Origin of the sequence: Actinoplanes sp. KI2 (assembly GCF_025630775.1) — a bacterium.
Classification (GTDB): Bacteria; Actinomycetota; Actinomycetes; order Mycobacteriales; family Micromonosporaceae; genus Actinoplanes.
This window is the reverse complement of record NZ_JAOSZE010000003.1, coordinates 251,777-264,163: the sequence shown is the minus strand read 5'-3', so window position 1 is coordinate 264,163 and position 12,387 is coordinate 251,777. Positions and strand designations below refer to the sequence as shown.

General features: G+C 71.2%; 14 protein-coding genes and 1 tRNA gene. 3 read left to right on the top strand and 12 right to left on the bottom strand.

Features of this window, described 5'->3' with window-relative positions; genetic code table 11:
* Positions 1-72 precede the first annotated feature (72 nt).
* The 9 genes from ODJ79_RS04605 to ssb all read right to left on the bottom strand — a co-directional run bounded on the left by ODJ79_RS04605 (position 73) and on the right by ssb (position 8,764).
* The gene (locus tag ODJ79_RS04605) at positions 73-321 is read right to left on the bottom strand and encodes a hypothetical protein (RefSeq protein ID WP_411267257.1); all 249 of its coding nucleotides are present in this window, start codon (positions 319-321) and stop codon (positions 73-75) included.
* 100 nt (positions 322-421) lie between these two features.
* Positions 422-1,900 (bottom strand): FAD-dependent monooxygenase, encoded by a 1,479-nt coding sequence (locus ODJ79_RS04600; RefSeq protein WP_263022041.1) that lies wholly within the window; start codon positions 1,898-1,900, stop codon positions 422-424.
* A gap of 15 nt (positions 1,901-1,915) precedes the next feature.
* Positions 1,916-3,262 carry a dipeptidase gene (locus ODJ79_RS04595; protein WP_263022101.1) on the bottom strand — a complete coding sequence of 449 codons (1,347 nt, stop codon included), beginning with the start codon at positions 3,260-3,262 and terminating at the stop codon, positions 1,916-1,918.
* 24 nt (positions 3,263-3,286) lie between these two features.
* On the bottom strand, positions 3,287-4,342 hold the full coding sequence (locus ODJ79_RS04590; RefSeq protein WP_263022040.1) for a M48 family metallopeptidase: 1,056 nt from the start codon (positions 4,340-4,342) through the stop codon (positions 3,287-3,289).
* Positions 4,339-4,941 carry a uridine kinase gene (locus ODJ79_RS04585; protein ID WP_263022039.1) on the bottom strand — a complete coding sequence of 201 codons (603 nt, stop codon included), beginning with the start codon at positions 4,939-4,941 and terminating at the stop codon, positions 4,339-4,341. Before ODJ79_RS04585 ends, ODJ79_RS04590 begins: the two co-directional genes overlap by 4 nt.
* 32 nt (positions 4,942-4,973) lie before the next feature.
* The gene (locus ODJ79_RS04580) at positions 4,974-6,503 is read right to left on the bottom strand and encodes a cobyric acid synthase (RefSeq protein ID WP_263022038.1); all 1,530 of its coding nucleotides are present in this window, start codon (positions 6,501-6,503) and stop codon (positions 4,974-4,976) included.
* Positions 6,500-7,441, bottom strand: coding sequence for a cobalamin biosynthesis protein (locus ODJ79_RS04575; protein ID WP_263022037.1), 942 nt, complete (start codon positions 7,439-7,441; stop codon positions 6,500-6,502). The genes ODJ79_RS04580 and ODJ79_RS04575 overlap by 4 nt, the downstream gene beginning before the upstream one ends.
* 35 nt (positions 7,442-7,476) lie before the next feature.
* The gene (locus tag ODJ79_RS04570) at positions 7,477-7,926 is read right to left on the bottom strand and encodes a hypothetical protein (RefSeq protein ID WP_263022036.1); all 450 of its coding nucleotides are present in this window, start codon (positions 7,924-7,926) and stop codon (positions 7,477-7,479) included.
* A gap of 91 nt (positions 7,927-8,017) precedes the next feature.
* Positions 8,018-8,764 carry a single-stranded DNA-binding protein gene (gene ssb / locus ODJ79_RS04565; RefSeq protein WP_263022035.1) on the bottom strand — a complete coding sequence of 249 codons (747 nt, stop codon included), beginning with the start codon at positions 8,762-8,764 and terminating at the stop codon, positions 8,018-8,020.
* A gap of 168 nt (positions 8,765-8,932) precedes the next feature.
* On the opposite strand from ssb, the gene ODJ79_RS04560 reads away from it, so the two are divergent.
* Together ODJ79_RS04560 and ODJ79_RS04555 are read left to right on the top strand one after the other, a co-directional pair.
* Positions 8,933-9,952 (top strand): alpha/beta hydrolase, encoded by a 1,020-nt coding sequence (locus ODJ79_RS04560; protein ID WP_263022034.1) that lies wholly within the window; start codon positions 8,933-8,935, stop codon positions 9,950-9,952.
* A 14-nt stretch (positions 9,953-9,966) separates the two neighbouring features.
* Positions 9,967-10,039 (top strand) — tRNA-Arg (locus ODJ79_RS04555).
* A 158-nt stretch (positions 10,040-10,197) separates the two neighbouring features.
* On the opposite strand, the gene ODJ79_RS04550 is transcribed toward ODJ79_RS04555, so the two are convergent.
* The 3 genes from ODJ79_RS04550 to ODJ79_RS04540 form a co-directional block, all read right to left on the bottom strand.
* The gene (locus ODJ79_RS04550; RefSeq protein WP_263022033.1) at positions 10,198-10,323 is read right to left on the bottom strand and encodes a hypothetical protein; all 126 of its coding nucleotides are present in this window, start codon (positions 10,321-10,323) and stop codon (positions 10,198-10,200) included.
* 179 nt (positions 10,324-10,502) lie between these two features.
* Entirely contained in the window at positions 10,503-10,796 is a 294-nt protein-coding gene (locus ODJ79_RS04545) for a hypothetical protein (protein WP_263022032.1), read from the bottom strand.
* Positions 10,797-11,006: 210 nt separating this feature from the next.
* A complete protein-coding gene (locus ODJ79_RS04540) occupies positions 11,007-11,381 on the bottom strand; it encodes a hypothetical protein (protein WP_263022031.1) in 375 nt (124 codons plus the stop codon).
* A 118-nt stretch (positions 11,382-11,499) separates the two neighbouring features.
* Here ODJ79_RS04540 and ODJ79_RS04535 point away from each other — a divergent pair, with 118 nt between their 5' ends.
* On the top strand, positions 11,500-12,186 hold the full coding sequence (locus ODJ79_RS04535; protein WP_263022030.1) for a maleylpyruvate isomerase family mycothiol-dependent enzyme: 687 nt from the start codon (positions 11,500-11,502) through the stop codon (positions 12,184-12,186).
* Positions 12,187-12,387: the final 201 nt, after the last annotated feature.

Sequence of the window (12,387 nt, the reverse complement as noted above, 5' to 3'; positions counted from 1 at the left end):
CAGCCACCTCTGACAATTTTCGCCCGCTCGGGTGGTCCGACCCCCGGACCGCTGAGCTGGGAGCACCGCGGATCAGGCGGCGAGCGGCTCGGCGATGCGGAAGCCACGCGCCCGCACCGCATCGGCGACCCGCGTGACCTGCGCATCGAGCGCGCAGAGCGAGGCCGAGATCTCCTCGAGGTGTTCGGTCAGGGCGGAATCGTCCCACCCCTCGACATCGACATGATCGAGCGCCAGCGCGGCCGCTCGCAGCCGCGCGATGGACTCGATCCGATCATGGGAACGGAGCCGATCGATGGTGTTACGCGGCCCGACAGGCATCGGCCGCACCAGGACAGTTACCGAGGCATCATTCGAACGCATGTTCGAAGTCTACCGGTCCGCTCCCGGTTGAGACCACTGAGGACCGACTCCAAAATCCTTATCCGGTCATCAGCGGCGGGAACTGCTGCAAGGCATCGGCGGGAAGGGCGGCTGCGGCCACGAAGCCGTCGGGGCGGATCAGGTAGAGGTGGGCCGGGCGGAGAAAAGTGTCGGGGGCCTCGGGGAAGATGTGGACCGGGACGCCGAGGTCGGGGATGTCGGTGACCCGGACCCCGCCGTAGGCGTGGATCTGCCACTGGAGGGAGCGCAGCGGCAGGTAGTTGTCGCCGGTCCACGGGAGGCGGCGGCCGACCACGGCGTCTCGGTGGCCGCCCGACGCCTGCTCGGCGCCGGGGGTCATCCAGTAGTGGATGCGGGTCTGGGAGACGTATTGGAAGAGCCGCGAGCCGCCGCGGGTGTTCGGCAGCACGCGGACGCCGATGGGTGCGATGAGCGGAACGATCAGCCGCCGCATCGCACGGGAAAGGGGGGTTTGTGAGGTGACGCCGGCAAAGATCCGGTCGGTGGTGCCGACCAGGCGCTTCGCGACCGGGCGGCGTTCGGCCTCGTAACGGTCGAGCCACTTGTCGCGCCGGCGGCCCTGGAGCACGTCGGCCAGCTTGAAGGCGAGGTTGTGCGCGTCCTGCAGACCGGTGTTCATCCCCTGGCCGCCGACCGGGGAGTGCACGTGCGCGGCGTCGCCGGCCAGGAAGAAGGGGCCGTCGCGGAAGGCCGCGGCGATCCGATGGTGCACGCGGTAGGTGGCGAACCAGCGGGACCGGTCATAGGTGACGGCGAACTTGCGCAGGCGGGGGCGCACGTCCTCCTCGGCCAGCTCGCCGTCGCCGTCCTCGTCGCGGACCAGGCCGATCAGCCGCCACGAGCCGCGGCCGCGCATCGGGAAGGCGAGCAGGAAGTCGTCGGTGCCGGGGCGGACGTTGATCGCGCCTTCGACCAGGCCGCCGGCCGCGACCGCGTCGAGGACGTAGAAGCGGTGCGGGTTCGTCATGCCCTCGAACGCGATGCGGCGATGCTTGCGGATCGCCGAGTTCGCGCCGTCGCAGCCGACGCAGAACCGCGCCCGTACGGTGTCGTTGCCGACCTTGGCCTCGACGCCGGCCTCGGTCTGCCGGACCGCGGTGACCGCGGTCTCCCAGCGCACGTCGAGGCCGAGCTTCTGCAGGTTCTCGTGGAGGATCTCCTCGTTCCGGCTCTGCTCGAGAACCTCCAGGTACGGGTACGGCGTCACGCCCCGGCCGAGCGGGCCCAGCGGCACCCGGCCGAAGGCACGGTCGAGGTAGCCGGGCGCGAGCGCGTCGGCCCGCTGCGCCGCGGCCAGCACGAGGTCGCCGAGGCCGAGCTGGTCGTAGATCTCCAGACTGCGGGCCTGCACGACGAGCGCCCGGGACTCCCGGGTGGGCCCGTCCTTGCCATCCACGATGATCACGTCGACCCCGAGCTTGACCAGCCAGTTCGCCAGCATCAGCCCGGTCGGCCCGGCGCCCACCACCAGCACGTCGCACGTCAGGTCGGCCATCGGCGACCAGCCTCCTCAGGTCGTGAGGGCCTCCGCCACGTTCTTGAGCAACAGCGCCTCGGCCAGGCACGCCCGCTCGAACTCGGCGAGGTGCAGGCTCTCGTCCGGGCCGTGCGCTCCGGAATAAGGGTCCTCGACGCCGGTGACCAGAATGGACGCCTTCGGGAAAAGCTCCTGGAAGGTCGCGATGAACGGGATCGATCCGCCGACGCCCATGTCGACCGGCTTCGCGCCGTCCCAGGCGCTGGTGAAGGCGGCGCGGGCGGCCTCGAAGGCCGGTCCGGTCGCGTCGATCACGCAGGGCGAGCCGTCGCTCTCCAGCGTGACCTCGACCTGCGCGCCCCACGGCACGTGCTTCTCCAGGTGGGCGCGGACCGCCGCGTACGCCGACTTGGGGTCGTCGCCGGGCGCGAGCCGTACGCTGATCTTGGCTTTGGCGGCGGGTTGCAGCGCGTTCGCCGCCTCGAGGGTGCGCGGCGCGTCGACGCCGAGGACGGAGATCGCCGGCTTCGTCCAGATGCGATCGGTGATCGTGCCGTGGCCGATCAGCCGGACGCCGTCGAGCACGCCGCCCTCGTGGCGGTAGCGGTCCTCCGGGTAGTCCACGCTGGCGCCCTCGCGCCCGACCAGGCCGTCGACCGCGACCTCGCCGTCGTCGTCGTGCAGGCTGGTCAGCAGGCGGGCGAGGACCATCAGCGCATCCGGGATCGGGCCGCCGAACATGCCGCTGTGCACGGCGCTCTTGAGCACCTTGACCTCGGCGAACAGGTTGACCAGGCCGCGCAGCGAGGTGGTCAGCGCGGGCCGGCCGATGTCCCAGTTGCCGGAGTCGGCGATGACGATCACGTCCGAGCGCAGCTCGTCGGTGTGCGCCGCGATGATGTCGTTGAGCGAGTCGGAGCCGTACTCCTCCTCGCCCTCGACGAACACGACCACGCCGACCGGCAGGTCGTCGCCGAACGCGCGCAGGGCGGCGACGTGCGCCAGCACGCCGGCCTTGTCGTCGGCGGCGCCGCGGGCGTAGAGCCGGCCGTCCCGCTCGACCGGCTCGAACGGGTCGCTGGTCCAGAGCGCCGGGTCGCCCACCGGCTGCACGTCGTGGTGCGCGTAGAGCAGCACCGTCGGGGCGCCGGCCGGCGCCGCCTTGCGGCCGATCACCGCGGGCTGGCCGCCGTGCCGCACGATCTGCACGTCGAGGCCACAGCCGCGGAGCAGCTCGGCCACCGCCTCGGCGGACCGCTCGACCTGAGAGTGGTCGAAGCCCTCGAAAGCGATGCCCGGAATCCGGACAAGCCGCTCCAGGTCGGCACGGACTCCGGGCATCTCCCGCGCGATCGCGCCGCGCAGGTCGGTTTCGCTCAAGCTCATGAACCAGACCCTACCGGTCTAGCTCGGGGTTTCCCCGTCGCTGCGGCCTCGGCCGGAGGCCCAGGAGCGGGCGCCGCGGACGGCCGAGCCGGCCAGGTCGCCGGCCCCGTCGCCGACCTTGCGCAGCACGTTGATCAGCGGGTCCTGGGAGGTGGTGAAGGTTTCCCGGTACGAGTTGGCGGCCGCCTTCACCTCATCGGCGACCGAGGCGTCGCCGTCCGAGTCGCGCCGCGGGTACTCGCCGGAGAGGATCCTCGCGTACTCCCCCGAGTCGATCCACTTGCGCAGGTCGGCGGCGCGCGCGACGGGCACCGGGTGGGTGCTCCAGACGGTCATGCCGATCTTGTGGATGCTGTCCCGGAGGTCGCCGCCGCTCTCGTACTCGCCGGCCTGCTCGAGGAACGCGGCGGTGTCGATCTGCGACAGGTCGCCGCCGCCGGCCAGCTTCATCAGCAGCCGGGTCGAGGCGGCCGGGTCCTGGCCGGCGAGCAGGCCGGCACGGTCGGCGGAGAGCTCAGCCTTGCGCCACCACTCGAACATCGCCGCGATGATCGCCCGCAGCGCGATCGCGCCGATCGGCAACCAGGCCAGCGAGACGGTCCACCGGGTCAGGATCATCATGATCGTGCGGTAGACCGCGTGGCCGCTGCGCACGTGACCCAGCTCGTGGCCCAGCATGGCGCGCAACTCGTCGTCGTCGAGCCGCTCCACCGCCCCCGTGGTGATCACGATGAATGGCTTGTCCAGGCCGATCGCCGAGCCGTTGATGATCGGGTCCTGCGCCACGTAGAGCTCGGGCAACTCGGTCACGTCGAGCGTGGCGGCGGCCTCGGTGAAGCGCTGGTAGATCCGCGGGTACTGCCGATGGTCGACGCGGATCGCGCTGGACAGGAACTGCAGACGGAAGCCGCGCTCGTTCCACATCCCGAAGAATGCCTTGATCAGATCGTCGAAGCCGCGCAGCTCCCGCAGGGCGGTCAGCGCGCCGCGGTCGGCGGGATGCTCCCAGGCCCGGGAGCTGATCCCGGTCAGCGTGACCCGCCGGCGTACCGGACGGCTCTCCTCGTCGGTCATGAATCCACCCCGTCCTGTCCACTGCGCCGGCTTTCGCGCTGGTGTAACCGCTCATGCAGGCGCGTGAAGCGGTCGTCGTCGGTCGTGGCCGCGCCGTCGACGATCAGGTCGGCGGCCTCGGCCGTCTCGTCCTCGGCGAAGTGCCGATTTTCGGCAGCACGCCACCGCTCAAGGTACGCCCGGAACGCAACGCTGTCGTCACCGTCGCGTGCCACCGCCCGCCGCAGGCGCAGATCGGCGGGTGCGGTCACGAACACCGCGAGGGACAGCTCAGGACGAATCTCGCGCCGCGCGGCGCTGACACCTTCCAGCAGTACGGCGGCAGCCGGGTCGACGGTGAGCGGCGGCCCGGCGAACTTCCCGAGGTGCCATTGGTAGCGCAGGTAGGTGGCGGTCTCGCCGCGCCGCAGCGGGCCGAGCACCTCGCGTTCCAGGCGCTCCCAGAAGGTGAACTGGTCGTCCCAGCCGTCGAGCAGATCGTCGGTGTGCACGACCGGGGCGTCCAGCTGCTTGGCCAGCCGCAGCGCGAAGGACGTCTTGCCGGCCCCGCTCGGTCCGTCGACGGCGATGAGCCGCGAGCCACCGAACCTGGGCGGCATTTGCTCGACTTCTGCGGCTAAATCGGCGTATCTCATGTCGGGGCCCCGGGCGGCACGAACGGCAGCCGCGCGGACGGGCCTCGTTCGATCAGGCGCCACAGCGCGTCCGTGTCGACGTGCTCCTCGACCAGGTCGCCGAGCACGTCGAGGGCCCGCTCCCGGACCGCGGCGAACCGGGTGTCCGGCGCCACCGCGAAGCCGTGCCGGCCGGCCTGCCGCGCCGCCTCGGTCAGGAAGCGGCGGCGGAACTCGTCGTTCTCGAACGCACCGTGCCAGTGCGTGCCGCTGACGTTGCCGACCACCGCGCCCTCGGGCCGGCCGTCGGCGTACCGCAGCAGCGGCGCGGGCTCGCCGCGGGACACGAAGCCGTGGTGGATCTCGTAGCCGCGCACCGGGGCGCCGAACCCCTCACCCACCGGCCGGGCGAGGATCTTGCGCGGGCCGAACGTGATGCCGACCGGCAGCAGGCCCAGCCCGGGTACCCGGCCGCGGCCGCTCTCCACCTCGTCGTCGATGGTTTCGGCGAGCATCTGGAAGCCGCCGCAGATGCCCAGCAGCGGCTTGCCGGCGGCTGCGTGCCGGCCGATCGCCTCGGCCAGGCCGGACTCGCGCAGCCAAGCAAGGTCGCCGACGGTGGACTTCGAGCCGGGCAGGACGACCAGGTCGGCGTCCGCGATGTCGGCGGGCTCGACGGTCAGCTGCACCCGGACCCCGGGCTCGGCGGCCAGCGCCTCGGCGTCGGTGGCGTTCGAGATGCGCGGCAGACGTACCACGGCCACCCGCAGCCACTGGTCGCCGCGCGGTGGGCCGGGCCGCCCGAGGGTGCGGCCGTAGGCCAGCGAGTCCTCGGCGTCCAGCCAGACGTCGAGGTGGAACGGGAGGACGCCGTACACGGGCCGGCCGGTCGCCTCGGTGATCATGTCGAGGCCCGGCCGCAGCAGGCCGGCGTCGCCGCGGAACTTGTTGATCACGAAGCCGCTGACCAGCGCCTGGTCCGCGCGGCTCAGCAGCGCGAGGGTGCCGTGGAACGCGGCGAAGACGCCGCCCCGGTCGATGTCACCGACCACGATCGTGGGCAGGCCGGCGTGCCGGGCCAGGCCCATGTTCACGAAGTCGCCGTCCCGCAGGTTGATCTCGGTGGGGCTGCCGGCGCCCTCGCAGATCACCGCGTCGTACTCGGCGCGCAACTCGTCGAGGGTGGCCCACGCGGTGGCGGCCAGCCGCTCGCGCATCGATCGGTAGTTACCGCCGGTGACCGTGCCGACCGCCTCGCCGAGCAGGACGACCTGGCTGGACCGGTCGCTGCCCGGCTTGAGCAGCACCGGGTTGAACCGGATGTCGGGCGGCAGGCCGCACGCCGCGGCCTGCATCGCCTGCGCCCGGCCGAGCTCGCCGCCGCGGCCGTCCGGCCCGACCACCACCGCCGAGTTGTTCGACATGTTCTGTGCCTTGAACGGCGCGACCTTGACCCCGCGACGGTGCAGCCAGCGACAGATGCCGGCGGTGACGACGCTCTTGCCCGCATCGGACGTGGTGCCGGCGACAAGCAGCCCGCCGGTCATCGCCGGCTCCGGCGGGCCAGGGCCAGGGTGGCGGCGATCGCGGTGGCGGCCACGCCCACCGCGCCGGAAAGCCGGGCCGCGCGCCGCAGGTGCACGGCCGAGGGGCGCGGGCCGTCGCCGAGGAGCGGCCGCACCTCGCTGCGTCCGAAGTAGATGTTGCGGCCGCCCAGGCGCACGCCGAGCGCGCCGGCCATGGCCGACTCGCACTGCCCGGCGTTCGGCGAGGGGTGATCGTTGCGGTCCCGCCGCCAGACCCGCAACGTCTCCCCCGGCGAGCCGCCGGCCAGCGGGGACGCCGCGATCGTGAGCAGGCCGGTCAGGCGGGACGGCAGCAGGTTGAGCGCGTCGTCGAGCCGGGCCGAGGCGGTGCCGAACCGCTCGTACCGTGCCGAGCGGTGGCCGACCATGGCGTCCAGCGTGTTGGCCGCCCGGTAGGCCAGCAGGCCGGGCAGCCCGAGCAGGCCGCCCCACACCAGCGGGGCCACGACCGCGTCCGACGTGTTCTCGGCGACCGACTCGACCGTGGCGCGGGCCAGTTCGGGACCGTCCAAGGTCGACGGATCGCGCCCGCAGAGGTGGCTGAGTCGCTCGCGGGCCGCCGGCAGGTCGCCGTGGTCCAGGTGACCCGCCATGATCCGGGACTCGCGGCGCAGCCCACGGCCGCCCAGCACCGTCCAGGTCGCGGCGGCCACCAGGGTCGCCCGCGCGACAGGGTGGCGCCGGGTGGCACGGGCCGCGGCCAGGCCGGCCAGCGCCGGCCCACCCACCGCCAGCGCGGCGAACGCCACGCCCGACCGGCGATCGGGCCGGTAGAGGCGGCGTTCGAGCGCACCGGCGGCCGTGCCGAAGCCGGCCACCGGGTGGAACCGTCGTGGGTCGCCGAGCGCCGCGTCGAGCAGATAGCCGGCCACCAGGCCGGCCGCGTCCGCGCCCGCCATCTGCGGTCACTCCCCCCGTTCAGCTGTCATGCCGGTCATGGGCAAAGGCTGCACACCCAGACTGCCCGCTCCGCGTCCCCCGCGGGGAACGGAACCGGCACCTGCTCGCCCCAGACGAGGGCGCCGGGCGCCCGGTCCTCCAGGAACTCCTTGACGATGCCGTGCAGGTTGCTCGTCGCCTGGTAGGGCGCGTCGAACGGCAGGGCGTCGTATCCGCACGAGACGGTCGAGCACCGCAGCTGCCCGGCGTCCTCGTCGTGCCAGACGTAGAAGGTGGCCGGCCCCGCGTACGGCAACATGGCCACCTGGGTGCGCAACAGCTCGGCGGTCTCCTCGAAGGCGGTGACCACCTCGTCGGCGGACATGCCCATGCGCTCGTGCGGTGGTGCGCCGAACCAGCTCGTGTTGGCGCGCTCGGCGTCCCGGTCGTGGGGCGAGAGCACCAGGGTCTCGCCCGCGATCGCGCGGATCTCCTTCAACAACACGGGCCCCAGTCTGCCCGGAGAACCCCCGCGCGGGCCAACCGGGCGGGCCGCCCCTGTTCGGACGACCTAATCCGAACAGGGGCCACCCGGGTCAGGCCGCGACCGGCTCCCGCTTGGTGCGGCGGGTGCGCCGGACGGTCGGCGGATGATCCGCGACCAGGCGTTCCACCTCGATCGCCAAATCCTCGTCCGGTTCGGCTGCGGGCTCCTTCGCTCCGGCGAGCATCGGCTCGACCTCGCGCTCGTGTCCGCGTTCGGACTCGGGCTCGGATTCAAACTCGCGCTCGGGTCCGGGCTCGGACCCGGACTCGCCGACGACGATCGGCGCGGGCTCGACGAAGGTCGGCTCGCCACCGTCGGGCAGGCCGTCACCGAACGAGATCGGCGCCTCCTCGTCGGTCACCGGGAGTGACGACAGGCCGGCTACCATCGCGTCGGCCGCGCCGTCCTCGAGCAGCGCGACGCCCTGACCGGCCTTGCTCCGGTAGAACCGGCTCCGGCCACGGGCCAGATCGTGACCGATGGCATAGGCCTCCATCTCGTACGAGATCCGGGGGTTGCCGTTCTCGTCCTTCCAGTCCCGGGTGTAGAGCCGCCCCGAGACGATGACCGGATCGCCGACGGCTACCGACGAGGCGACGTTCTCGGCCAGCCGCCGCCAGGCGACCACCCGAACCCGCACGCTGTGACCGTCGACCCAGCGGTCGTTCTCGCGGTCGAAGCGCCGGGCCGTCGAGGCGACCCGGAAGTTGGCCACGAGCGCGCCCGTGCTCGGGATGCGGCGCCATTCCGGCGCGACGAGGACGTTTCCCACGATGACCAGGTTGGTTTCGAACACTTGTGCCCTCCTGAGGCGGTTACCTGTGAGGCCGAGAGCATGCGCCTGATCCCGTACGCGGCGCTGATTTTGATCTTTGGGTTGGGGACGAAAGCCGACATGTGAATTTCGCCGTTTCGGCCCGTGGATCTGATACGGCGAACGCATACCGGTGGGTAACCTTGCGGCGTGGAGATCGACGTCTTGGGACCGCCCTACGAGCGGCACACGATCGACCTGGGCACCGACGACGAGGGCCCGGTCGTGGCCACCCTCGTGCGTCGCCGCGCCGACCGGCCCTCTCGCCGTGCCGTCCTCTACGTGCACGGCTTCGTGGACTACTTCTTCCAGACGCACCTGGCGGACTTCTTCGTCGAGCGCGGCTGGGACTTCTACGCCCTCGACCTGCGCAAGTACGGCCGCAGCCTGCTGCCGCACCAGACCCCGAACTTCGCCCGCAGCCTCACCGACTACTTCCCCGAGCTGGACGAGGCGGCCCGGATCATCCGCGAGGAGGACGGCCACGACCAGATGCTGGTCAGCGGCCACTCCACCGGCGGCCTGATCACGTCGCTGTGGTCGCATGCGCGGCAGGGCCAGGGCGTGATCGACGGCCTGTTCCTGAACAGCCCGTTCTTCGACTTCAACGTGCCGTGGGTGGTGAAACGCCCGCTGATGGCGGCGGTGGTCGGCGTCAGCGGCCGCACCCCGTACCGGAGGATCCCGACGGCGTCGCTGGGCCTCTACGGCGAGAGCCTGCACACCGACCACCGTGGCGAGTGGACATACGACCTGGCCTGGAAGCCGATCGCCGGCTTCCCGGTGACCACCGGCTGGCTCAACGCGATCCGGCGCGGCCAGCGACGCCTGCGCGCCGGCCTGTCCATCGACGCGCCGGTGATGGTGGCGTGCTCCACGCGTACGTTCCGGGGGCGGGCCTGGTCGGAGGACGTCCGGATCAGCGACGTGGTGCTGGACGTCGAACACATCGTGCGCTGGGCGCCCCGCCTCGGGCCGCGGGTGACGATCGCCCGTTTCGACGGCGGCATCCACGACCTGACCCTGTCCGGGAAGGAGGTGCGGGCGGAGGTGTTCCGCGAGCTGGCACGCTGGGTGGACGCCTTCCTGCCGGCCCCGGGCACGCCCGAGATCGACGTCCCGCCACCCCCGGAAGACCGGACGGACGACAAGACCCAGGCGACCGCCTAGTATGTGCCTGGCCAGCGCTCGTAGCTCAGCGGATAGAGCAACGGACTTCTAATCCGTCGGTCGCAGGTTCGAATCCTGCCGGGCGCGCCTTACAAAACGGCATTGACCTGCTGTTTCTCTTCATCGGCGCGGCGATTCTCATTTATCTCCGTCGATGCCCTAAGGGCCCGTGAGCCCGGCGGTTCGCGCTCGCGTCCGGCGCGGCCTCCGCCGCTTCGCGGGCGACCTCGGGCCGGACGCTGGTGTTAGGTGGCGGAGGTCAGCGTGTGCGACGAGTGGCCGAGCATCTCTTGCACGACCTTCTCCACGCCGGCCGCAAGGGCGACGGTCGCGGCGCCAAGGCGGGGGTCGTGGAACCGGATGGACGGCAAGCCGCTGCGCCGCGCGAGCCGGTCAAATGGTCCGGCAGCCAATCCGGCTCGACCCATTCCCCGTCTTCACGGATGAATACGGGCCGCTATCCGCCCAAGCTTTCCTCCGCCCCTGAATCGAATCGGCTTCGCGTCCTCAGTGGACCGGCTGGGTCTCGCCCAGCCGGTCCACATTCGGCTCAGGAGCCGCCGTACGGGCCGCCAAGATTTGTTTGGTGGTTCGTCAAGTAGAGGCTGCCACCACCGAGGGAGTTGCCAGAACCGAGCTGCGTGACGCCGATATTGGACAGCGCGATCTGGTTGCTGACGTTGATCTGCATCGGGTACGGGACGCTACTGAAGCCCCCGTAAGCACTGCCGGCGTTGCAGCACGGCCCCGCGACGCTGGGGGCTGCGGACGCAGGCCCCGCGAGCGCGAGGCTCGCGCCTGCGGCGACCAGCAGGCCGGCCGAGTAGAGGACCGTACGACGCATGAGATTTCCTTTCAGGCCAACGCTGTGCGGAGGCACCGCTCCCACGAGTCTGGGCGCCGGGCCAGCGGGCGACATATGCGTTATTTCGGGCGAGGAGCCTAGGGTTTCGTTGCCGGCGGAAGCGAGCCGGCGGACCGCCAGGTGGCCGGGGTCGCACTCGACTCAGCCGGCACGACCGGCCAGGCGAAGCCTGGCCGGTCGCTGTCCTGCTTAGCAGGGGTACAACACGCAGTAGCTGTTCGACTGCTGGTTGAAAACGCCGACCGGGCTGTTGGTACCAAAGCTGGTGCCGCTAACCGACCCGACCCACTGGTTGCTGTAGTTGTTCTGGAACCCCGACTGGAGGGGCGGCGTGTAGTAGACCGGCGGGGTGTAAGTCCCCGGCGCGGCAACGGCGGGGCCGGCAAGCGCGAGGCTGGTGCCCGCGGCGACCAGCAGGCCAGTCGTGAACAAAATGGTACGACGCATGAAACTCCCTTTCAGAACAAGCGATGCGACCGCATCGCCGCCATGATCTTGGATCACGAAACATCCGAAAATCTGCATTTCCGGCACGTGGTCGGGAGTTTGACCCGCAAGTGGCATATCTGCATGTTGCATTTTGCGCGGCCATGACGATCATGTTTCCGGCGTGTTATGCGAACCCGGCCTCCGTCGCTTCCCGGGCGGCGGCGCGGGCAGCCGCGGGCGGTAGCTTGGCACCGTGGATTACCTGGTTGAGCTTCGGCGTGAGCTGGATGCGTTCGGGGCCGTGTTGGATGGGGACCTGTCGGCTCCGGTTGAGCACTGCGGCAGCTGGCGGCTGGTGGATCTGGCCGTCCACATGGGAGCGGGGAACCTGTGGGTCGTCGCGGCCGTACGGGAGGGGCACGGCAGGAGCTACGACGAGGGTGCCGCGCCCCGTGACCGGGCCGGGCTGCAGGCCTGGTATGCCGAGACGGCGGACGCGCTCGTGCGGGCCCTGTCGGTTGATCCCTCGACCGAGGCGTGGACGTTCTTTCCGCCGCACACGGTCGGGTTCTGGCGTCGGCGCCGCAGCCAGGAGACGCTGATGCATCGGTGGGACGCCGAGCACGCGCTCGGTTCGGCAAACGCGTTGAAGCCGGCGCTCGCCGCCGACGGTGTCGCCGAGGTGTTCGACACCATGGCGCCCCGCATGATCGCCAAGGGGGCCGCCACCTATCCCGAGCGGGCCGTACGGATCATCGCCACCGACGACGGCCGCTGCTGGACCTATGGGGCCGGTGAGCCGGTGGCCGAGGTGTCGGGCACGGCCGAGGATCTGCTGCTGATGTTGTGGGGACGCAAGCCGCGGGACGCTGGATCACTGACCTGGGCCGGGGACCGCGCGGCGGGGTGGGGTGTGCTGGCCGGGCCGCTGGTGCCCTGAGTCGAGACATCGGCGGAAACGGCGGAAACAAAGCCGGGGCCGGCCAGGCATCCCTGGCCGGCCCCGTTTGGCTCAGTTGCCGGCGGACTGGCCGACTGCCTGCGAGGTGCTGCTGTTCAAGGTGACGTTGCCGCCGTAGTTGTACACGATCTGGTTGGTGATGGAGGTCAGGTTCGCGATCTGGTTGTTCAAGTTGCCCCG